This window comes from Dyadobacter sp. (assembly GCF_051859145.1).
Taxonomy (GTDB): Bacteria; Bacteroidota; Bacteroidia; order Cytophagales; family Spirosomataceae; genus Dyadobacter.
The window spans coordinates 1-23017 of the sequence record NZ_JBHYGF010000212.1 but is presented as its reverse complement, the minus strand read 5'-3'; the positions used below and the strand labels follow the sequence as shown (position 1 = coordinate 23017).

Genomic DNA, 23017 nt, shown 5'->3' with positions numbered 1-23017 from the left:
AAAAAGAGGATCGGAAGGAATACGGAAACCAGCGTAATGGTGGTAGAGATTACTGCAAAATAGATTTCGTTAGATCCAAGCCGCGCGGCTTCAATGGGCGAAATGCCTTTTTCAACCTTGCTGTAAATATTTTCCAAAACAATAATCGCATCATCCACCACGAGCCCGATCGCGAGTACCAATCCCAGCAGTGTCAAAACATTGATCGAAAACCCGGCTACGTACATAATGAAAAAGGCCGAAATGATCGAAACGGGAATCGCCAGCAGCGGAATAATGGTACTTCGCCAGTCGCGGAGGAAGATGAAAATGATCAGCGAAACCAATGCAAATGCGAGCAGCAAAGTCTCCTCTACTTCGGAAAGTGAATTTCTTACCGGCACTGTAAAGTCTTTCCCCAAGGCGATCTCGTACTCTTTCGGCGCTGTCTTTTTGATTTCCTCAAACCGCTGTTTGAACTCATCCACAATCGCCAGCGAGTTGGCGCCGCGCTGCGGACTTACGCCGGTACCTACACCATAATCAGCCGTTTTTCCATTGTAAATAATCATCGCGGTACGCTCATTCTGCGACGACATCACAGCCTGGCCCACATCCTTGAACCGCACAATCGCACCCTCGCTTTCGCGGATAATCATGTTGTTAAAATCATCCTCAGTCACAAGCCGGCCCTGCGTTATGAGGGTTACCTCTGTATTCTGACCTTCAATGCGACCGCTCGGCAAATCCACATTCTCGCGCTGCAATGCATTCTGGATATCTACCGGAGTCAGTCCGTAAGAAGCCAGTTTAACAGGATCCATTCGCAAACGCATTGCCCGTTTCCGGCCGGCATAGGAATCAACCAGACGAACTCCGGGGATGGATTGCAGTCTCTCCTTGATATTGATGTTGACAAAGTCGGTAACATCTTCCAGCGTTTTGGTTTTGCTTTGAACTGTCAGGAATACCAGGAAGTCAGCCGGACCCGCTTTTTCAACGATGGTAGGTTCAATGTCGGTAGGCAGCTGCTGGCGCGACTTGGATACTTTGTCACGCACATCGTTGGCTGCTGCTTCCAAATCTGCATTGAGCTCAAACTCTACGGTGATAATGCTCACCTGTTCGCGGGAAGTGGACGAAACCGACCTGATCCCGTTTGCTTCCGCAATCGCTTCTTCCAATGGTTTTGTAACCTGCGAGGCAATAATATCTGCACTCGCGCCCGGATACACCGTAGTTACCATCACAATCGGGGAATCGGTAACTGGGTATTCCCGGGTTCCGAGGAAGGTATAACCTACAATCCCGAAAAGTATAAGCAGTACGGACATTACCCCGGCCAGAACCGGCCGGGAAATACTTACTTGAGAAATCGCACTCATTGTTAATTGATTTTTAGTGAACTGAAACCAGCTGTACCTCGGCACCTGGCATTAATCGGAGCATATTGCTGGTAATCACCGTGTCGCCGGGCGCCAGTCCCTTGGTCACGTGCACCGAATACGCGTTGCGCTGACCTACTTCGATCGGTTTGAAAGTGGCTTTATTATGGTTGACCACGTACACACTATATCCTTTTGAAGAAGGGATCAGCGCCTGGTTGGGTACCATTAATGCATTACCGGTGTTGTTTAAACGTAAGGTAAGTCTGGCACTCTGGCCGGGTAGCAGGTCGCGGCTGCTGTTGCTGGTTACCGCGCGCATTAATAATGTGCGCGTTTTCTGATCGAGGCCGGCTTCGTGGGCGATGATGTGGGCTTTATAAGCGCGGTCGTTTGATTCCACGTGATATTGCACCTCGTCACCCGTTTTCAGCGTGTTTGCGTGTTTTTCAGGAATAGCGAAGTCGATTTTGAGCTTGCTGTTGTCGGTAAGTAATGCGAGCGGACTGCCCGGAGTTACATAAGCGCCGGTATGTACATTTACAATCCCGAGGTTGCCGCTAAATGGCGCGCGAATGCTCGTTTTTGCGATCGTAACTTTCAGCTGCTCGATTTTGGATTGCAGTACTTTCAGGTTGGTAAAAGCTTCGTCATAATCCTGTTGCTTGGCGGCTTCGTTGTCGATCAGGTCTTTCAGTCTTCTTTCGTTGAGGATCACAAGTTTTTCCTGTTGTTTCAACTGCTCCATTTCGGCAAGCAAATCAGCATCGTCGAGCTTGAAAAGCAAGGTACCTGCACTTACGTATTTACCTTCTTTTGCATGTACCGCCACTACTTTGCGGTTGAGCTCGCTGGTAATATTCACTTCCTGGTAAGCGAGCAGCGTACCTGAAACTGTCATTTCATCATTCAGCGATTCTGAATGGAGTACCTGGCCGTCGACAGGAACACCTGTGCCTGCGCTAGCGGCGGGTTTTGCATTTGTTGTCGCTGCTTTCTTGGGAACTCCTTCTTCGGAAGTATACCCTTTAAGAAATACCGAGAGCAAGATCACCCCGGTAATGATCAGACCGGAGACGATTTTGGCTGAGAGAATTGTCCTTTCCATGTATTGATTGATTTATATATTTGAATATTTCGATGAATAAAAACGAGTAATTGGCAGCTAGATTCAAAGTTGTTGTAACCGGTGCCGGTATTTAAGTTAACACCGGTTACTTATTGATATATCGAAATGTTTCGATGTGTTTGGGTAAAAAATTTTAAACTTTAAGCGTATTCAGAAAATCAACGTACTCATTGAGTATGGCTTGATTGAGCTTGTATTTCACGTTTCTTCCTTCTTTTTCTACTACGATCAGATCTGCATCGGCGAGCTGTTTGACGTGGTGAGAAATGGAAGGCTGGGTTAAGTCAATAAAATCAGCTATTTCGTGACAGTACAAACAATCTTCTTTCTGACGCAATTGCTTTAATATGAGAATGCGGCTTGGGTCACTCAACGCTTTCGATATCCGCTCCACTTTTCGAACCTCCATGCCTAGATATATTGATAGATTTGAATATATTGATTTACTGTACAGTGGCTACATTACAATCGGCATTGAAAAAAAATTCCGGATGCAGGAAAAAATTTTTGATGACAAGGATTACTAAGCCTCCTTCACCGCAATTGGCATTACATTAAAAATGGTATCCTCATATTGTTCAGCAAGTACAGATAACTGTTGAAGTTCAGCTAACTCATGTCTATTTAGTGCCTTAAAGCCGCCATTTGATGTTGCTTTAAGTAGGTAGCTTTCAATCCGGTTCATATTCTGCTCGAATTGCTTTTGGTTCTGTATTGAATCAATCATAGTGTAGATAGTTAGGCAGATCTTCAAAGTTTTAAATAAAATTTTGTCAATGCAACAAGCAAGCAGATCTGAATCGCAGGCACAGTTATTGTACTTACCCGATTGTCACTTTACAACTTCAACAACAACATCATCATGGACATCTATCTTGCAAATACTTACTGGGACCCGGTGGCGGACGGGGGCGGTGATCCGACCGGTCCGAACGAAACGCCACCTTTTGATCCGAGACCAGAGGTACCTTCACCCGATATTCCTGAGGAAACACCGCCCTACGAACGGGAGCCCGAGACACCGCCCATTGATCCGGGTCCAGGTATTCCTCCCGTAGAACCGGTCGTTCCCGAAGTCGATCCGATACGGGAACCCGGCGGAGAACCAGGAATTCCAGCATTTAGCTAACCTTCTTCCAGAGGTTAGTTTTTTTTTGCCCTACTCTGACAAACTCCCGAGCTTCTTCTATAATCAACAGCGCTTCTTGTAGTATAATATGATATTTACCTACAAGCGAATATTCCCGGATTCTATGTAGCAGGTACAACTTTTATAAATAAATTAATTGTCAGCATTGTAGAAGCAACTACACCGCTTAAAATTTTTAGACCAAAAACTTGACAAAACAGTACGAACAAATACTATATTACATCGAATTTCAAACTCCTCCTCTATGAAAAATATTTTACTCTCCTTCTTATTGATAATTGGGTTCAATGCATTCTCCCAAACTTATCGTCCACTTACTGGCAAAATAGAAGCAGAAAGCTACGATGCCATCTACGGAGTTGGAACAGAGCCCACTGAGGATGCGGGCGGCGGAACAGATGTTGGCTGGATGAACGACGGAAACTGGGTTGAATACAATGTCAATGCAGCTGCTGCCGGGTTCTACACCATTAAAGTTCGCATTGCCAATGGTTTCAGTGACAATGCTTCTTTGCAGATCAAATCGGCGAGCGGTACTGTTCTCTCGCAAAAAACACTTCCACGCACCGGCGGAATGCAGGGTTGGGCAACTGTCACCATGTTTGCTTCGCTACCAGCAGGTGATCAGACAATCCGTTTGTACGCAGAGCACGGCGTTTTTGCGATCAACTGGTTTGAGGCTGCCGCAGGTACGATCAATATTCCGGGGAAAGTAGAGGGGGAAAGTTTTGATGTAGCAAGCAATGTAAATACCGAAAATACACCCGATGCAGGCGGTGGCCTCAACGTGTCGAATATCGACGACAATGATTGGATGGACTACAACACCAATGTAGCCGCCAGCGGTACCTACACGTTTTTCTTCCGGGTGTCCAATGCATGGGGCGACGGGTTGATCGAGATCAAAGACAGCGACGGTACTTCACTCGGACAGGTGAGCATTCCGCGCACCGGCGGGTGGCAGAACTATGTGACCGTGAGCACCACAGCTACATTGTCGGCGGGCAGCCACCTGTTGCGCATCCAGGCAACAAGAGGTGCATTCAATTTCAACTGGTTTGAAGTAACAGGCGCAACCCCGCTTTTGACCAAAAACATTCCCGGAAAAATAGAGGCCGAGGATTTTGGCGGGATCAATGGCGTACAAACCGAAACAACTGGCGATGCAAACGGGGGCGGCCTGAACGTAAGCGGAACCGATCCAGGCGACTGGATGGACTACCACGTGAATGTTCAGCATGCTGGTACGTATGCATTCAAGTTCCGGGTGGCAGGAGCAACCGGGAACAGCCAGCTTGAAATCAAAAATGCCTCGGGTAATACGCTGGGTGGCGTAGATATACCCTGGACAGGCGGCTGGCAAACCTACGCAGTTTTCGCTGATACGGTTACGTTACCAGCAGGACAGCAGGTATTGCGGCTGCAAGTGAACCGGGGCGGGTTTAACTTCAACTGGTTTGAGGTAGAAGAAGCCACAATCCCGCAGCCAAAAGGTGTTATTACCTTCGCGGCAATTCCTACCAAAACAGTAGCGAATGCGCCTTTTACATTAAATGCAACCAGCACCAACAACGAGGTACCGGTAACATTTACCTCATCCAATAATGCAGTAGTTACGGTTTCCAATACAGGTTCTGCCTGGCAGGCAACTATCCAGGGCGAAGGCAGCACGGTAATTACTGCCTCGCAGGCTGCCAGCAATTCATTTGGCGCGGCTGATCCGGTGTCGCAAACTGTGGTTATCTACCCGGTACAACCTTCTGCGCCTACCAACAAAATCACCATCGACGGAAAACGCTGGTACCAGCTTACCAATGCAACCAGCTCACTCGAACCACTTTTCGACGGCAACACGCAGGCATCGGTGAACACGGGCTGGGGCAAAGTGGTGAACGAATATGAAGCTTATTATCCCCTGCTTGAAGGCGAGCAAATGACTTTGGAAAGCATCAAGTTTTTCGACCTGGAAGGCAGTGCAGCCAATAACCCAATGACACTTTCGGTGATCACCAGTAACTGGGAGCGCATTGAAATTGCTTCTTTCAAGGGTTACGAATACAACAGCTGGGTTGGCCCCTACCCTGATGCGCAGGTTTCGGAAGAAAACAAATTCAAACTGAATGCAAACGTAGGAAATTTCAGGTACCTCGTGCTGAAAGTGCAGGGTGTGCTGCCTACGGAAATGGAATTTTACGGTACCTATACTGCGCCGTCACAAGGCCCTACACCTGTTCCGCATAAGTCGGTAAGATTGGGAGATACTTTCGGGGTAAATGGATATGAATGGAATTTTGAGGTTGGTAACAATCCACAGGTGATCAACGAGCCGCTGATGAACCTGGCCAAAGGTTTCCCCGGGTTCCGCCATTATATCGACTGGGAAAAACTGGAACCGCAGGAAGGTGTTTTTACTTACAACCCGACACTTTCCGGCGGCTGGAATTATGATGCGATTTATGAGCGTTGCAAAGCTGAAAACATGGAAGTACTGGCCTGCCTGAAAACACTTCCGGGCTGGATGCTGGATACTTACCCTGCTGGCGAGCGTGACAATGAGAATACGCCGGTACGCTACGGAAAGAACTTCGCAGACCCGCTTTCTTACATTGAACAGGCGAAAGTGGGCTTTCAGTACGCGGCGAGATACGGAAGCAATCCCAATGTAAACCCGGCTTTACTGAGCACACACAACACACCCAGATGGTACGGCGATGTTCCGAATTCAGTGAAAATCGGGTTGAACCTCGTGAAGTACATTGAATGCGATAACGAGCGCGATAAATGGTGGAAAGGCCGCAAGGCTTACCAGACTGCCCGCGAATATGCCGCTAACCTTTCGGCTTTTTACGACGGACATAAAAACACAATGGGCGCAGGTGTAGGTGTCAAAAACGCCGATCCGAACATGAAAGTCGTAATCGCCGGCCTGGTTACCGGCCCGGACTATATCAAAGGTATGGTTGACTGGTGCAAAGAATTCCGTGGCTACCGTCCCGACGGTTCGGTGAATCTGTGCTGGGATATTGTCAACTTCCATTTGTATATTGACAATGCGACATTGACCCAGAGCGGAACATCTACCCGCGGTACTGCTCCTGAAAACCCGAATGCGAAGCGGATTATTGATGATTATGTAAAAACAACACACGAAGTTTCACAGGATATGCCGGTCTGGATTACAGAAACAGGCTACGATGTGAACCAGGGAAGCCCGCTGAAAGCGATTCCTATCGGCAGCAAATCGGAGCTGGTAACCCAGGCGGACTGGATTTTGAGAACTTCGCTGGTTTCAGCACGTTCGGGGATTGAGAAGGTTTTCTTTTATCAAATGTATGATGATAACAATGGATCGGGCATCTTCGGGACTTCGGGCTTGCTCAACTGGGACCAGACGCGCCGGCCAGCCGCCGACTACATTTACCAGGTTAACCAGCGTTTTGGAAACTACCGCTACAAAGAAACATTGAACACCGACCCGATCGTCGACCGCTATGAACTGGACGGAAAATCACTTTTCATCCTGACCGTACCAGACGAAATTGGCCGCACGGAGCAGTATACAGTGAATTTGAATGAAGCAGGTATTGCAAGAATTTATACACCGCAAGCCGGAAGCAACAGCATGAGCGTGCAGGAATTGCCGATTGTGGATGGAAAAGTAACAGTTACCGCAGGCGAAACGCCCATTTTTGTAATAGCCGAACAATCAAGTGCGCGCAAAGCAATGGTAGAAGCCCCCGCGCCGCCCATTGAAGAGCCGCTTTTACACACTGAGGTTAGCATTTACCCCAATCCGTCTTCCGACTTTGTGAGCATTGATCTTGCAAATGAAAGATATACCGAGGTGGAAATCAGAATATTTGAAGCGGGCACGGGCCGTTTACACCACAAAGCCAAAGTGCAGAAAACAGGCAATAAATTCACCCATAAAATCAACATTACGCATTTACCCGCCAGTATGTATGTAGTCGAGATTGGTCAGGATCAGGACAGAGCATTCAGGAAGCTGGCCAAGTTAAACTAAAAAGAAGCGGAGCCCAAGCCAGGCTCCGCTTCTTTTTTAAGCCACGCGGCTTATTCTGCGATCAAGCCGGGCGCCGCTTTCCAGGCGGGCAATGTTGAATTTATCCCGGTATTCTTTGGGCGTAACACCCGTGCTTTTTTTGAAAAGCTGGCGGAAAGATTTCAGATCATTATATCCCGAATTGAGCATGACTTCCAGCACACTCTGATCGGTTTGTGCGAGCAGTTTTTTGGCGGCTTCAATCCGCGTCCGCTGCAAATATTCGATTGGCGTAACACCAATTGCCTGCTTGAACCTGCGTACCACATTGCGGCGGCTCGCGGGTATATCCTGGATCAATGCTTCAATGGTACTTCCCTCCTGATAGGCTTTCTCGATTTTCTGCTGCGCCATATTCACCAGTCCGTCGCCGTGGTTTTGGGGCGGCGTGAATGTCCCGAAGTAGGTTTGCTGCTCGCGGTCCATATCAATGGCGAACATTTTGGCTGTGCGCAAGGTGATTTCCTTCCCGCAAAATCGCTGGATCAGGTAAAGCATCAAATGGAAACTGCTCGTTGCGCCACCGCTGGTATATATCCCTTTATCTTCCGTTACTACCGCGTCACTTTTCAAAATAACATCGGGAAAATTCGAGGCGAGTGCCTGCGCAGAATCAATGTGGGTAGTGGCGTGGCGGCCGTTGAGCAAGCCTGCGCCGGCGAGCAGAAATGCGCCTGTACAAAAGCTGGCGAGTTCCGTCCCCTGTTTATACTGCTCCCTCAGCCAGGGAATGCACATTTGGTTACTCGCAAGGGAAGATTTCAGATCCCCCGCCCCGAATGCGGGTATCAAAATCAGGTCCTGTTTCGGGGAACCTTCGATCGGCTCCATGTTGTAGGTGCCGTAAAATTGTCCGGGTTGATTATCGGGAGAAAAAAGTGTGATGTTGAAAAAAGGCGGTACTCCCCCGCTTTCGCAGAAATTATTAACTGATTCAAAAACATCCAGGATTGCAGCAACACTCAGCAAGCGATGTTTCTGCGTAATCAAAAGGCCCAGCTGTATCATGTTTTACAGGCTAAATAGGTTGAAAGTTGCACGTAATATAGAATTTTTTGTCCTAAATACCCCTTTTACGTAAAATATCAAGCAGTTTGGGCATGAATTTGTTAGTAGCCGGTTAAAAGATTTGATCAAATGAAACATTTGCAACAGCTGTCACTTATCGCATTGCATTTAGCTTTGCTGGCTTCCTGCAAGCCGGTGCCGGTTTCGCATTGGTTTCCGGTGACACCCAAAGAATTTTACGAACGAGACCTGCTGAAAGCAAAGCTTGAAAAAACGCCAGCCGGACAAACCTGGTTTCGCGTCGGAGAGGCAGTTTTGAAGGATTCCATATTTTCCATTGCGCCCTACCAGGAACGTTTTTACCTCGGCGACTCCATTCCGGCGCAGGCGATCAGATTGAAAATACCGGAAGGCAGAAGATTGGTAATCACCCCGATCCGCGAGCATGCAGACACAGCTTCGCACCTGTTTCTGGAATTATATAAAATCAAAGGCAATGGAAAAACGCAGCGGCTCGATTACCTCGGCAAAGACGGACAGTCGCTTACCTACACCAATTACGAGCAGGATACCCTTTTACTCCGGCTGCAAACCGGCCTCAATGAAAAGCTTGCGGTAACCCTTTCGCTGAGTACCCTGCCTTCCCTGAGCTTCCCGGTTGCGGGTCACGGAATGTCAAGTCTGATCAGTTTCTGGGGCGCCGATCGCGACGGCGGGATCAGGTCGCATGAAGGTGTTGATATCCGGGCCAAACGCGGAACACCGGTTGTGGCGGCGCAAGATGGTTTTGTTACTCAAACAGGCACTAATAACCTCGGCGGCAAAGTGGTTTTTCTTTCGTCTTTATCAAGTCCCTACTCACTTTATTATGCACATTTAGATAGTCAGCTGGTAGCCAGCGGGCAGCGGGTTACGCTTGGCGATACGCTCGGTTTGGTAGGAAATACGGGCAATGCAATTACTACTGCGCCGCATTTGCATTTCGGTATTTATATGCGCGGACAGGGTGCTGTGAACCCGCTTCCATTTATTAACGATCGCAAAGAGAAGCTGCCGGGACTGCCCGAAACATCGAAATGGTTTGGAGATACAGTCGCATTGAAGAAGAAAGCGGCCCTCTTTTTTTCTCCCCAATTTGAAAAATCAACCCAGATCACTGCATTACCTGCTAATACGGTCGTGCGGGTTATTGGTGAAATGTCAAAAGGTTATCGGGTAGTATTGGAAGATGGTACCAAAGGCTATATTCCCACTGTTCCGTTCCAAAAGTACAAGCCAAAGGAATTGGCAGAAAAGAGCCCGGCCCAATCCAGTGCAGGATTATAAAGCTGCAAAGCGGACTGAGCCGGGCGGTTCATTTTGTCTTTGCACCGGAAGATTGCTCCGCCCTACAAAGATCTTTCATGGCTAATGCGACGGTGCGCTGAATGCGTTTGTTCCGTCGTTTGGTAATACAAAGATATCCTCTTGCGTTCCGCCGAATCAATCCTCTAAAAACACGATTTTTGAAAAATCATGCTTTTAAAGGATATTTCTAATCCGTTTTATTTCAGAATTTTGCTTTCCAAATTATCCTGTCGATCTATCCTCCGGCAATATGAAGTTTTTTTTCCCGGCGCTGTTTTTAGTACTGACCTGCTTCCACGTTTCTGCCCAGAATACCGATGTCAAAACCATTTTACGCAGAATCCAAAGTACCAAGCAGGATACCAACCAGGTACTCGCCTACATTGATTATGGTCAGTACCTCGAAAACGAGAACCTTGACAGTGCAGCGAAGTATTATCTCAAAGCAGAAACACTCAGTGAGAAGCTGGATTATGCAGCCGGGAAGTTCAAGTTCAGGACCTATTATACTTACATTCTTAATCTACAGGGGAAATTTGAGCAGGCTTTAAAACTGAATAAAGAGAGCCTGGTGATAGCGCGGGAAATGAAAAATCCACTGAATGTAGGAAAGGCACTTGCTAATGTGGCCGCCAGCTATACTTATATGGGCAATTTCACAGAGGCGATTAAGTATTACCAGCAGTCGGCTGACCAGCTTGACAAGCTCGGTCGGAAAGAGTTTCTGCCCAGACTCTACGTCAACATCGGCGCTGCATTCGAGCATGCCAATCTTTTTGAGAAATCATTGGGATACAAGAAAAAGGCACTTGAACTGGCCCGGCCGATGAATGACAGCCTTCAACTCGCCGATGTACTGACTACGCTGGGTACCTGTTACCTAAATCTGAAAAAGTACAAAGAGGCTACTGTTCACTTTAATGAAGGCCTCGCGATCTCACAGAAAATCGGGTCAGATATTTTCGTGATACAAGCTTATGCAGGTTTGTGCCGCGCGAACCGGGGTTTTAAAAACCTCAAAAAAGCCAAAGAATACGGTGAAAAAGGTCTGGCACTGGCAAGGGAAACGGGGAATGTGTTTCTGGAAATGGAATGCCTGCGCGCGCTGATGTTTGTGGCGGAAGATAATAAAGACACTGCGCTGTCTGCCAGGTATACCGAGCAGGCCCTGAAAATTGCCGAAGCCAATGATATGACCGACCATCTCGTGGAGCTTTATGAAGATTACGCAACCGACCTGAGCCGGCAGAACAAGCACAAAGCTGCCTACGACTACCTGATGAAATATGTGATACTGAATGATTCTATCCAGGGTCTTGACGTTCAAAAGCAATTGCAGGAGCTCGATACGAAGTACCTCACTGCGCAGAAAGAAAAGCAGATCCTTACATTGGAAAAGGAAAAACAAACGCGCAACACATTGATTTACGGACTTGCTGCCGGACTTGTGGTGCTGGTGAGCATTTCCGTTTTGGTTTACCGCAACATTACCATCAGAAAACGCATTGCCGAGCAGGAAGTATTGCAGCTGCAACAGGAAAAACAGCTGGTGGCGACTAACTCCATTTTGAAAGGCCAGGAGGAAGAACGCACCCGTGTGGCAAGGGACTTACACGATGGGCTCGGCGGTTTATTATCAGGAATTAAATTAACACTCAACTCCGTGAAAGGAAATGTAATCCTGCCCGAAGAAAGCGCGCTGACGTTCACCCGGGCACTGAACCAACTCGACGGCGCGATCAGCGAAATGCGCCGCGTTGCCCACAGTATGATGCCCGAAACACTGGTGCATTTCGGTTTGATCGACGCATTGAGCGATTTTTGCGACGGGATCAGCGCGTCGGGAAAGCTGCTGGTGAGTATGCAGCATTTTGGTTTTGACAAACGGCTTGATTCTTCCATTGAGATCGTGCTGTACAGGATCGTGCAGGAGCTGCTGAATAATGTGCTCAAATATGCGGAAGCGACGGAAGTTCAGGTACAACTCACCAAAGTGGAAAACCGGGTAAGTTTGACGGTGGAGGATAATGGAAAAGGCTTTGATATGAGCAAGCTCGACCAGAACAAAGGCGCCGGCATGCGGAATGTACAGGCGCGGGTGGATTATCTGAATGGAAAACTGGATATCCAGTCGGCGCCCGGCGAAGGAACTTCTATATTGGTGGAAATTGAGGTCTGAAAGATTACTAAACAGCTACTTATGAGTGTTAAGATACTGATCGTCGACGACCACCCGCTGGTACTGGAAGGATTAAAATCGCTGCTGGCCGATTGTGAGGGCATCCTGGTAGTGGGCACAGCCGCGAATGCGATTGACGCGATTGCTTTTTTGAAAAATAATGAAGTGGATCTTGCCTTCCTGGACATTAACCTGCCGGATATCAGCGGGATAGAACTTTGCAAAAAAGTGAAAGAGCAGTTTCCAACGGTCAAGACACTCGCATTAAGTACTTTCAACGAACGCGCCTACGTATCCCGGATGATCCAGAACGGCGCCTCGGGTTATCTGATCAAAAGCTCGGGCAAAGAAGAAATCCTGGAAGCGATCAGGCAGGTACAAGCCGGTGGCTATTTCATGAATGTAAACTTCGACCAGGCATCCTCACCCGCCCCGACGAAAACGGTACCTTTTCTAACGCGACGGGAAAAAGAAGTGTTACTGCTCATCGCAGAAGGACTAACAAACGCCCAAATCGCCACGCAGCTCTTTGTGAGCGTCACCACCGTAAATACCCACCGGCAGAATTTACTAATGAAGTTTGAAGTTTCGAATACAGCTTCGCTGATTAAGTTGGCAGCGGGTTTGGGGTTGATTTGAGGGCCAATTAGCCACCATAATGAAAGCGGCACTGAATGACGACGATCTTGTTATTACTTATTTTATATACAAGCCTATGTTCATCGGTAATTCTCCGCGACCAGTAACCTGACAGATTATGTTTAAGCGGCTCCGGCTTTCCAAGACCACTGAATGGACTGCCGGATATAGATTCCAACAAAGCTCTTATCCTTTTTAAGATAGCGCTGTTTCCCGTATGTTTCCAATATTGAAGTTGAGTTTGTGCCTTGTCGGTAAACTCTACTTCCATATATCGTCTAAATTAACTTTCTGTGTTTTTCCTTCTTGCGCTTCTTGCATAGAGTCTATTAGTTCTTTGCGATTGGCTTCGGTGCTCACTAAGTACTCAGTGGTGTCCTGTTCTGTTTTGAATTGAATGCCGACAGATTTGAAGAATGCCTTCAATGCAGCTATTTGCTCGCTCTCTGCCTGAATGATTAACGTTTCCATTGTTGAAAGAAATTGCCTGATTAAATATACAAACATTTAACCAGTAACTGTGGCCCCCAATCTTGAAATCAAGGTATCAACACCATTTACTTCCTAAGCTTGCTGAGGAATGGAGCCCCTCTATCATTCAGCGTTACGCGACATCGCTTTAATGAATTCGAAATCTCTTTTTAGATCTTCAAATTCAGTGGAAGTCGCTCTCTTGTTTCTGTTATGAAAGAGCTGATTATTAAATTTTGCTGCTGCTTTACCTCGCAAAACAGGTGTTTCTTTGATTGGTCTGGCCATATAGATGAGTGTTGCGAATATGCTTTTGCTGCGTTTTGCAATTGATGAAATCCAGCACTACGAAAATAATGTAAACTAAGTCTTAAAACACCTTGCTGTCCTGCTCGGTTATCCAAAGGACAGTACCAGCAATCAAACATACCATATCAATTATCAAACCTCAATTCGTCGCCAGACTTCCAAACGGAAAAACCACAGACGTCACATGCGCCCTGTTCATGATTTGCCCCGCCTTCCACGTGCGGGCCGTTGTCACTTATGCACTTCCATTTATCCATACAATAATATTTTATCAAAATGATTTTTGACAAAATATAATAACACACTTTGAATTTATGGTTTACATTTTCTATCTTTCGGGTACGTACCCGATATATTCCCATCAAAAGCTTACATTAAAGTTCTATTGAGAGCCGCTGCATTTTGCATTTGAGGCGGTTTGCAGGATAAATTCAAGTAAGCGGATGCGTGTACGTACCCGAAATTATTACTAAACTCTTAACCCATTTCCTACATGAAAGAAGTAAAGCTCTACTATTTGAAGGTTTTTGCTTGCTGGGCATTTACAGTTTGTATGCTGCCCGCCTTTTGTCTCGCGCAAACCGAAGTGCCGGTGAAAGGAAAAGTCACCGATAAGCAGGCGCAGATCGGTCTGCCTGGCGTGAATGTGGTTATTAAAGGGACAGAAAAAGGCGTTACCACCGACGCAGAAGGTAATTTCGAGATTGCAACTACTAGGGAAGCGGTTCTTGTTTTTTCATTTATAGGATATGAAAAACAGGAAGTTACCGTCGGAAGCCAGTCGACGATTGACGTGATCCTGCAACCTTCGCTGACCAACCTGGAAGAGTTAGTGGTGGTAGGTTACGGTACGATGAAGAAAAGCGACTTGACGGGCGCGGTAATGCGGGTGAATAAGGAAGCTTATCAAAACCAGTCGATGACGCAGTTGACGGATATGCTTACCGGTACAGTCGCCGGCTTTTATGCCAATCAGTCCACTACCGCAGCAGGTGGCGGCTCTCTGGAAATACGCGGCCCCAAGTCGCTGAATGCATCTACCGAACCGATGATCGTGCTCGACGGGGTGATTTTCAATGGAAGTATCCGGGACATTAATCCGTCTGACATTGAGACCATTGACATCCTCAAAGATGCGAGCTCAACAGCGGTTTTCGGGGCTCGGGCAGCCGCCGGGGTTTTGATGATCACGACAAAAAAAGGCGCCAAAGGAAAGACGACCATTAGCTTTTCGAGTGAACTGGGTATTACCGAAGTGGCCAACGATTTCAAACCATTTGATGCCAAAGGCTATCTGGATTTCAGAAGGGATATCCTGCGGGTGACCAACTCGGGAAATCCTGATTACTACTATTTTAACCCGCAACAACTGCCAGCCGGCATTACCACCGAACAATGGCGGAATGCAAGCAATAACCCGCAGCCCGACAATACCGACGAGTGGCTGGGCAGGCTGAGACTCTTCCCTACCGAGCTTGAAAATTACAAAGCCGGCAGAACAACCGACTGGTACAACAAAGTAATGCAGCCCGGACTTCGCCAGAACTATGACTTGAGCGTGGCGGGAGGTTCTGACAAATTCAATTACTATTATTCGCTGGGTTACACCAACAATGAAGGCGTGGTAATTGGTGATAAATTTTCAGCCCTGAGAACACGCCTGAATGTGGATTTTACAATCACCGACTGGCTGAATGTAGGTGTTAATACGCAGTTTTCCGACCGCAATGAAAGTGCGGTACCTGCCAATCTTTCAGGCATGTTCAACACCAGCCCCTATGGTTCGGAGTTCAATGCGGCCGGCGATATTAACTGGTACCCACACGATTATCTAGGGGGTATCAATCCATTTATCAACTATTACGGACAGGATAAATACCGGAAGATCAACAGCTTGTTTGCAAGTATGTTCGCCAAAGTCAAATTACCTTTTGGCATCGATTACAAGATCTCTTACCAGCCGAGATTCCAGTTTTTGAAGGACTATAATTTCTGGTCTTCACAAACAATTGTAGGTGGAAACGACCATTCAAAGGGTTACGGAACACGCCTCGAAGCTTCCAACTACGAGTTTATCCTGGATAATCTTTTGCATTGGAACAAACAATTCGGCAAACACAGCTTTGACGTGACCCTGCTGTACAGCACGGAGAAAAATAGAAAATGGAACACCCAGATCAGCAACGAAATCTTTGTACCGAATCAAAACCTGGGCTTTAACGGACTGCAATATGGTACTAACCCGGCCCTGATGAATGCCGATTCTGTCATCACTGGCGACGCGGTTATGGCGAGGCTGAATTACACGTTCAATGACAAGTACCTTTTCACAGGCTCGGTCCGCCGCGATGGTTACTCTGCATTTGGTATCAAAAATCCGCGCGCAGTTTTCCCGGCCGCTGCACTGGCATGGCGGATTTCGGAAGAAGAATTTTTCCAGCTGGACTGGGTGAGCCAAATGAAGCTGCGCGTTTCGTGGGGTGTGAATGGTAACCGCGAGATTGGTGCCTACTCGGCGCTGGCACAAATGAACCAGAATTTGTATTACGATGGTACCAACGTGCAAGTCGGCGTATATAATAGCACGTTAGCAAACCACGATCTGGTCTGGGAGCGTACGCAGTCCATTAACATTGGTACAGATATCAGTTTGTTCAAAAACAGGGTCGATGTAAGTGCGGAATATTACGATATGACCACGACCGATCTGCTCATGAACCGGCTGCTTCCTCAGTTGACCGGTTTTCAAAGTGTTACCTCTAACCTGGGAATGCTGGGCAACAGGGGTTTTGAAATGACGATAAATACAGTCAATATGAACAAACCCAAACTCAACTGGCGGTCGAGCTTTGTTTTTTCATTAAACCGAAATAAAATCAAAGAACTGTTTGGCGACTATGAAACGGTGGAAATCGACGGAAAGCAGGTAACCCGCGAGCTGCCGGATTATTCGAATGAATGGTTTCCCGGACAGGCAATCGACCGCGTTTGGAACTACAATATCACTGGCGTTTGGCAAACAGCCGAGAAAGATGCAGCCGCGGTTTACAGAATGGAACCCGGCGATTTCAAGGCAGAAGATGTGAACAACAATGGCGTTTATGAGGCTTTGTCAGATAAAAAATTCATCGGCTGGGAACGTCCGAGATTCCGTTTGGGGCTTCGCAATGATGTTAACTTCCTGAAATATTTCACTGCTTCGATATTCGTACGTGCTGATCTGGGTCACATTGGTTCTTTTGCCGAGGCACTTCACCGCGGCTCCGAAACTTACGACCGCCGGAATACCTGGGCAATCCCCTACTGGACACCCGATAACCCGATCAATGATTATGCGCGTTTGAATGTAAATGAGAATGCATTCGGCGGCGGCGTGATGATTTACAAACCACGCTCGTTTGTGCGGATCCAGGATTTGTCACTCGGTTATAACCTTCCTTCAAGTATTTCGGAGAAGATCCGGCTAAACAATGCACGTTTGTTTGCCTCTGTGCGCAACCTGTACACTTTCGATAAGTGGCCGGGCTGGGACCCGGAGTCGGGCTACTCGCCTATGCCGCGGACTTACACGTTCGGCGTTTCGGTTTCTCTTTAATGCAATCCCAAAAATCTGAAATCATGAAAAGGATCTTAAACATATCATTTACGCTGTTGCTGCTGTTTGTAGTGACCATTTCCTGTACCGAAAAATGGCTTGAACCGCAGCCGCTTTCGTTTTTTACGCCTGAAAATGTGTACACCGACAAAGCAGGTTTTGAGTCGCTGCTAATCACGATGCGCAAGGACCTGAAAAATGAAAATACCGGCGCGATCAACTTCCTGATCAACGAATTCGCAGCCTCCGACCTGGGCGCGGCGAGCGTGCAGCTGGATTTTTATAAACTCACCCCGAATACCGATCGCTACTATAAATTCCTGGCGATGTTCAACTCGGCTTATGCTTCAATCAAGAATGCAAACGTGCTGGTTTCCAGGATTGATAATATCAAATGGACCAATGAAGCCGATCGTAATGCATTGCTCGCAGAAGCTTACTGGCACCGGGCTTACTGGTACTACCGGCTTGTGAATACCTACGGAGATGTTCCGTTTATCGGCGAAGAGCTGATCGGCGCAAAGCTGGATTTCAAAACGCACAGCCGCTGGACGATTTTGAACAAGATCCAGTCAGACATGGAATTTGCGGTGCAGCATTTACCGGCAACTGCTGCCCCAGGCGCGATTACCAAAGGCGCAGGCGATCATTTATTAGCCAAGATTTACCTGTCGAACATGCAGTTTGACAAAGCGATCGAAGCAACTACCCGCGTGATCAACGGACCTTATGCTTTGATGAAGAACAGGTTTGGTGTAGCTGCCGGCGATGCGAAGCGCAATGTGATCTGGGATTTGCACCGGCCCAAAAACTTCAACAGCACACAGAATACCGAAACCATTCTCGCCATTGTCGACCGCTTTGAAGCGCCTCCGGGAGCAAAGTCGGCTGGCTTGCTCACCATGCGGCATTATAACAGTGCGTGGTGGAATGCGGTGGTGCGGGACAGTCAGGGAAAGGCGGGTACACTCGCCTCGGGACCAATGTACGATTCGCTGGGCCGGGGCAATGGAAACGTGCGGCTTACGCCATTTTACCAATATGATCTATGGAAATTCGGCAATGCAAACTGGAAGAATACCACTGACCTGCGCCGCGCCAATATCAACTGGGTGGACCTCGACGAGCTGCTTTACAACAATCCTGCTTCTGTCGATTTCGGAAAGCCGATCAAGCCCCAGAATATGGCGGTATTGGCGGACACTTTCTACTCGCTTTACGCAATGCCGCATTACATTACCTTCGTGCCGCAAGACGATCCCAAAGCTGCACCTTTCGGTGGAAATGGCGACTGGTACATTTTCAGGTTAGCAGAAACTTACCTCTTGCGCGCCGAAGCGCATTACTGGAAAAACAACCTCGCCGCTTCGGCTGCTGATTTAAATGTGGTCCGCGAACGCGCCAAAGCATTGCCCGTTGCAGCCGGACAGGTTACCCTCGACTTTATTTTCGACGAACGCGCAAGAGAGCTTTTTGCAGAAGAACCGCGCCACTCAGAGCTGGTGCGCGCTTCCTATATCATGGCGAAACTGAACAAAGGCGGATACGACCTCGCTAATTTCAGCTCGAAAAACTATTTCTATGACCGGGTTTACTCCCGCAATAATTTTTACGAGAAAAAGGTGTCGTACATTGGAAATGTAGCTTCCATTGCGCCTTTCCACGTACTCTGGCCCATTCCGTCGATTGTAATTACAGCCAATACCCTCGCCGTGATCAACCAGAATGTAGGTTATGAAGGTGCAGAAAGGAATGTGGCTCCGCTTGAAACAATTGAGTAGCAAACATTGAGGGCTGCACCGAAAGTATAACCAACTCAGGTGCAGCCTTTCCTGGTACCAGGGCTTCTTCTTTGTTGTTTTTGGAAAAACGCGCTTTATATTGGGCAAAAATGCCTGTTAATACCCGATGAAAAAAGATACTACTTATTACGGAGTGAAGGAAATTGCACGGCGGGCCAATGTGTCCATTGCAACCGTCGACAGGGTCATTCACAACCGGACAGGCGTTTCTGAGAAGACCAAGCGCAAGATCAATGAGATCATTAAGGAACTTGATTACCAACCCAATATTCTCGCGAGCCGCCTGGCTTCCCGCAAAATCATCACACTGGCTGTGATGATACCCCGCGTTTCTGACGAAACCGATTTCTGGGAAGCACCGCTACGCGGGATCAGGCGGGCCGAGGCAGAAATCAAGAAGTATGGAATTGAGATTTTACATTTCTTTTTTGATCTGAATGATAAAAACTCATTTGAAGAGGAGGCACGGAAGCTATTGAAAGAAGATATCCAGGGTGTGCTGCTTTCTCCTTCTTTTATTGAAGAATCGAAGGAATTCGTCCAGACTTGCCACGAGAAAAAGATCCCGCTTGCATTCATCGACTCTGATCTGCCGGGCCAGGATAACCTTTGCTACATTGGTCCGCATTTGTACCAGAGCGGTTATGTAGGTGCCAAATTGCTGACCTACCGGCTGAAAGAAAATCATAAAGTACTGGTTGTCAATATTTCAAAAGAGATCGACAACTATAATTACCTGCAGATCGAAAAAGGGTTTCGCGCCTATTTTACCGACCACGATCAGCCTTGCGAAATTGTGCGGATCGATATTCCAGATACGGATAACCTTTCTGTGACCAATGCATTGACGCGCATCCTGCATGAACATGAAGACCTGGAAGCCATTTTCGTGACCAATTCCAGGGTTTTCGCAGTTGCTTCCTTTTTGAAGAAGAGCAAGCGTACCGATATTTCGCTGATCGGCTACGACTTTTTGAAAGAAAATATCAATTACCTGAATGAAGGATTAATCGATTTTCTGATCTGCCACAAACCTGAAGAGCAGGGTTACCGCGGACTGATGGCGCTTTATCAAAAACTGGTACTTGGCGCACCCGTTGAAAAGGTGCATTTCATGCCTATTGACATCATTACTAAAGAGAACCACGCATTTTATCAAAACTGATCATTTTGCAAATTCAAATATGTTAGTATATTTACGGGTACGTACCCGATCACACTACATCATTAATCCTATTCCTAAACTCTTATCCTGAAATCTCTATGCATTCGCTTAGCAGAAGAACATTCATTTTACAATCGGCAGCAGCAGGCGCAGGTCTGAGCATGCTGGGCCACCTGCCACTTTCGGCAAAGCCGGCAGAAGGCAAACGGGTTGGTATCATCGGCCTGGATACCTCCCACAGCATTGCATTTGCCAAGGCGCTCAATGCAGCTACCCCGGATCCGGTTTTTGAAGGCTACAAAGTGGCGGCCGCTTATCCTTATGGCAGCAAAGAAATCGAATCCAGTGCGAAGCGCATTCCCGGGTACATTGAAGAAGTGAAAAAGCTGGGCGTTGAAATCGTGGATTCCATTCAGGACCTGTTGAGTAAAACAGACGTAATCCTGCTCGAGACCAACGACGGTAGGCTGCATTTACAGCAGGCACTGGAAGTTTTCAAGTCGGGAAAAAGAATGTTTATCGACAAGCCGGTAGCAGCTTCCCTCTCTGACACGCTCGCTATTTTTGAAGCTTCGAAAAAATACAAAGTACCTGTATTCTCTGCCTCCTCTTTACGGTATATCAAAGGCATTGAAGCGATCGATAAGTCGAAAGTGCTTGGGGCGGATACGTATAGCCCGGCCGTTCTTGAAAAAACGCACCCTGATTTCTACTGGTATGGTATCCACGGCGTGGAAACATTATACACCGTCATGGGCACCGGCTGCAAGAGCGTAACCCGCGTCAATACACCCAATACGGATATTGTAGTCGGTATCTGGGGCGATGGCCGCACGGGAACATTCCGCGGTACCCGCACGGGAAAACACGATTACGGCGCAACCGTTTTTACACAGGACGGGAACAAAGTACTTGGCCCTTATGGTGGTTACGAACCTCTTTTGAAGGATATTATAAAGTATTTTCAAACCGGGGAAGTGCCGGTAACACCCGAAGAAACGATTGAGATATTCGCCTTCATGGAAGCTGCCGATGAGAGTAAAAGGCAAGGCGGAAAAAGTGTATTGCTGGAAACAGTGCTGGCCAAAGCACGCAAGAAGTAAGCATTCAGTCCGTCACCTAAACCCGGAAATCCCATGAAACAGTTTTTGAACAAACTTTCAAGGCGAAGCTTCATTAAACAAAATTCCCTCGCCGGAGCAGGACTCATGCTTGCTTCGACAGGCGCCGCCAATGCATTTTCTGTCAAAACCAATGCTGCTCAAAAACCAGCTATACTCGGAGGGCCGGCTGCATGGAGTGCCGAAAAGTGGCCCACCTGGCCACAATGGAATCCTGAGACGGATGAAAAGCAGGTACTTGAAGTATTGCGGAGCGGCGTATGGTCGCGGGCGCAGGTAGTAACACAGTTTGAAAAGGAATGGGCCGCCGCGCTGGGCGTGAAACGTTGCCTCGCGGTGGTGAATGGGACCAACGCGCTGGTAACTGCATTGAACCAAATGGATATCAAAGGCGGAGACGAGGTACTGGTTCCTCCTTACACTTTTATCGCCACGGTCTCAGCAGTTTTGTCAAATGGCGCAATGCCCGTTTTCGTGGATATCGATCCGGAGACGTTTCAAATTGATCCCGCCAAGATAGAAGCGAAAATTACGCCTCGCACCAAAGCGATCATCGCCGTGCATATCCTCGGCTTGCCGGCAGATATGGACCGGATTATGGCGATTGCCAAAAAGCACAAGCTGATGGTGATTGAAGATGCCTGCCAGGCGCATTTGGCTATTTATAAGGGTCAAAAAGTAGGTTCAATCGGGGATGCGGGCTGTTTTAGTTTTCAAAACTCAAAGAACCTGCCGATCGGGGAAGGGGGAGCGGTAGTGAGCAACAATGACCAGTTTATGGACCGCTGCTTTTCTTACACCAACTTCGGTAATGCATATGGAACGGCGGTGGGCTCGGTAAGCGCGGGGAGTTTGATGCAAGGCACCAAGCTGCGGTTTACAGAATACCAGGCGGCGATCGGTCTAGCCCAATTGAAAAGACTGGACGCGCAAACCACACTCCGCCACGAAAATGCAGAATATCTCAAATCGCTCATCAAAGACATTCCCGGGATCGTGCCTTATAAGTTGTACGACAATGTAAACCGCGGCGCATTTCACCTTTTCCCTTTTCGTTTCCAGAAAGAAGGTTTTAAAGGGTTGTCGCGCGATTTATTCCTCACGGCGCTCCGCTCGGAAGGTGTACCCTGCGCAAGCGGCTACGCGACTTTGAATACACAGCCTTACCTGAAAGACACTTTTGATTCCAAAAACTACCGGAAAATGTATCCAAAGGAAATGCTGGATATCAATGCATACAACGAGCGGAATAAATGTCCGGTAAACGACAAAATCTGTAACGAAGAGGCAGTGTGGTTTACGCAGAACATGCTGCTCGGTACCAAAGAAGATATGAAATCAATCTCATCGGCGATAGAAAAAGTATACGCCCACGCTGACAAGATTAAAACTGCTGCGAAGAAATGAGAGCATTGCTGCTGGTTTTCCTGGTACTCACGCAAACCTTCGCTTTTGCCCAAAACCAAGGGTGGAAAGCAGGTGTGGCCAAAGTCGTGATCACGCCCGAAGGTCCGCTTTGGATGGCCGGTTTTGCTGTCCGCACGCACGCTTCGGAAGGTAAGCTGCACGATTTGTGGGCAAAGGCGCTGGCGCTGGAAGATGCAGAGGGAAAGCAGGCAGTTCTGATCACTTCCGATTTGCTGGGTTTTCCGAAAGCAATGTCAGACGAGATACG

18 protein-coding genes and 1 pseudogene are annotated in these 23017 nt (G+C 47.7%); 11 read left to right on the top strand and 8 right to left on the bottom strand.

What is annotated here, in order from left to right:
• The 4 genes from ACTIE6_RS13390 to ACTIE6_RS13375 all read right to left on the bottom strand — a co-directional run.
• Nucleotides 1-1364, bottom strand: a 1364-nt coding sequence (locus ACTIE6_RS13390; protein ID WP_439557117.1) for an efflux RND transporter permease subunit, incomplete at its 3' end; no start/stop codon positions are given.
• 13 nt (nucleotides 1365-1377) lie between these two features.
• Nucleotides 1378-2472 carry an efflux RND transporter periplasmic adaptor subunit gene (locus tag ACTIE6_RS13385; protein WP_439557116.1) on the bottom strand — a complete coding sequence of 365 codons (1095 nt, stop codon included), beginning with the start codon at nucleotides 2470-2472 and terminating at the stop codon, nucleotides 1378-1380.
• 154 nt (nucleotides 2473-2626) lie between these two features.
• Nucleotides 2627-2902, bottom strand: coding sequence for an ArsR/SmtB family transcription factor (locus ACTIE6_RS13380; protein WP_439557115.1), 276 nt, complete (start codon nucleotides 2900-2902; stop codon nucleotides 2627-2629).
• 114 nt (nucleotides 2903-3016) lie between these two features.
• A complete protein-coding gene (locus ACTIE6_RS13375) occupies nucleotides 3017-3220 on the bottom strand; it encodes a hypothetical protein (protein ID WP_439557114.1) in 204 nt (67 codons plus the stop codon).
• Between the two features lie 135 nt (nucleotides 3221-3355).
• Between ACTIE6_RS13375 and ACTIE6_RS13370 the strand changes: the two genes are divergently transcribed.
• Nucleotides 3356-3622, top strand: coding sequence for a filamentous hemagglutinin (locus ACTIE6_RS13370; protein ID WP_439557113.1), 267 nt, complete (start codon nucleotides 3356-3358; stop codon nucleotides 3620-3622).
• Between the two features lie 265 nt (nucleotides 3623-3887).
• On the top strand, nucleotides 3888-7667 hold the full coding sequence (locus tag ACTIE6_RS13365; protein ID WP_439557112.1) for a carbohydrate-binding protein: 3780 nt from the start codon (nucleotides 3888-3890) through the stop codon (nucleotides 7665-7667).
• Nucleotides 7668-7703: 36 nt separating this feature from the next.
• Here ACTIE6_RS13365 and ACTIE6_RS13360 read toward each other — a convergent pair whose 3' ends face one another.
• Nucleotides 7704-8714 carry a GlxA family transcriptional regulator gene (locus tag ACTIE6_RS13360; RefSeq protein WP_439557111.1) on the bottom strand — a complete coding sequence of 337 codons (1011 nt, stop codon included), beginning with the start codon at nucleotides 8712-8714 and terminating at the stop codon, nucleotides 7704-7706.
• Nucleotides 8715-8843: 129 nt separating this feature from the next.
• On the opposite strand from ACTIE6_RS13360, the gene ACTIE6_RS13355 reads away from it, so the two are divergent.
• The 3 genes from ACTIE6_RS13355 (at nucleotide 8844) to ACTIE6_RS13345 (ending at nucleotide 12879) form a co-directional block, all read left to right on the top strand.
• The gene (locus ACTIE6_RS13355; protein WP_439557110.1) at nucleotides 8844-10040 is read left to right on the top strand and encodes a peptidoglycan DD-metalloendopeptidase family protein; all 1197 of its coding nucleotides are present in this window, start codon (nucleotides 8844-8846) and stop codon (nucleotides 10038-10040) included.
• Nucleotides 10041-10311: 271 nt separating this feature from the next.
• The gene (locus ACTIE6_RS13350) at nucleotides 10312-12240 is read left to right on the top strand and encodes a tetratricopeptide repeat protein (RefSeq protein ID WP_439557109.1); all 1929 of its coding nucleotides are present in this window, start codon (nucleotides 10312-10314) and stop codon (nucleotides 12238-12240) included.
• 21 nt (nucleotides 12241-12261) lie between these two features.
• Nucleotides 12262-12879: a response regulator gene (locus tag ACTIE6_RS13345; RefSeq protein WP_439557108.1), complete on the top strand. Its 618-nt coding sequence runs from the start codon at nucleotides 12262-12264 to the stop codon at nucleotides 12877-12879.
• Between the two features lie 7 nt (nucleotides 12880-12886).
• Here the strand turns inward: ACTIE6_RS13345 and ACTIE6_RS13340 are convergent, their stop codons facing one another.
• The 3 genes from ACTIE6_RS13340 to ACTIE6_RS13330 all read right to left on the bottom strand — a co-directional run bounded on the left by ACTIE6_RS13340 (nucleotide 12887) and on the right by ACTIE6_RS13330 (nucleotide 13638).
• Entirely contained in the window at nucleotides 12887-13150 is a 264-nt protein-coding gene (locus tag ACTIE6_RS13340; protein ID WP_439557107.1) for a Txe/YoeB family addiction module toxin, read from the bottom strand.
• Complete coding sequence (locus tag ACTIE6_RS13335) at nucleotides 13141-13350, bottom strand: DUF2683 family protein (RefSeq protein ID WP_439557106.1); 210 nt, start codon at nucleotides 13348-13350, stop codon at nucleotides 13141-13143. Before ACTIE6_RS13335 ends, ACTIE6_RS13340 begins: the two co-directional genes overlap by 10 nt.
• Before the next feature lie 123 nt (nucleotides 13351-13473).
• The gene (locus ACTIE6_RS13330; RefSeq protein ID WP_439557105.1) at nucleotides 13474-13638 is read right to left on the bottom strand and encodes a hypothetical protein; all 165 of its coding nucleotides are present in this window, start codon (nucleotides 13636-13638) and stop codon (nucleotides 13474-13476) included.
• Nucleotides 13639-14152: 514 nt separating this feature from the next.
• On the opposite strand from ACTIE6_RS13330, the gene ACTIE6_RS13325 reads away from it, so the two are divergent.
• The 6 genes and pseudogenes from ACTIE6_RS13325 to ACTIE6_RS13300 all read left to right on the top strand — a co-directional run.
• Nucleotides 14153-17254, top strand: a complete 3102-nt coding sequence (locus tag ACTIE6_RS13325) for a SusC/RagA family TonB-linked outer membrane protein (protein WP_439557104.1) — start codon at nucleotides 14153-14155, stop codon at nucleotides 17252-17254.
• A 23-nt stretch (nucleotides 17255-17277) separates the two neighbouring features.
• Nucleotides 17278-19035 (top strand): RagB/SusD family nutrient uptake outer membrane protein, encoded by a 1758-nt coding sequence (locus tag ACTIE6_RS13320; protein ID WP_439557103.1) that lies wholly within the window; start codon nucleotides 17278-17280, stop codon nucleotides 19033-19035.
• A 127-nt stretch (nucleotides 19036-19162) separates the two neighbouring features.
• The gene (locus tag ACTIE6_RS13315) at nucleotides 19163-20221 is read left to right on the top strand and encodes a LacI family DNA-binding transcriptional regulator (protein ID WP_439557102.1); all 1059 of its coding nucleotides are present in this window, start codon (nucleotides 19163-19165) and stop codon (nucleotides 20219-20221) included.
• Between the two features lie 98 nt (nucleotides 20222-20319).
• Nucleotides 20320-21324: a Gfo/Idh/MocA family protein gene (locus ACTIE6_RS13310; protein WP_439557101.1), complete on the top strand. Its 1005-nt coding sequence runs from the start codon at nucleotides 20320-20322 to the stop codon at nucleotides 21322-21324.
• A 33-nt stretch (nucleotides 21325-21357) separates the two neighbouring features.
• Nucleotides 21358-22749 (top strand): DegT/DnrJ/EryC1/StrS family aminotransferase, encoded by a 1392-nt coding sequence (locus ACTIE6_RS13305; RefSeq protein ID WP_439557100.1) that lies wholly within the window; start codon nucleotides 21358-21360, stop codon nucleotides 22747-22749.
• A pseudogene (locus ACTIE6_RS13300) lies at nucleotides 22746-23017 on the top strand (neutral/alkaline non-lysosomal ceramidase N-terminal domain-containing protein); the annotation flags it as partial. The gene ACTIE6_RS13305 and the pseudogene ACTIE6_RS13300, both read left to right, overlap by 4 nt.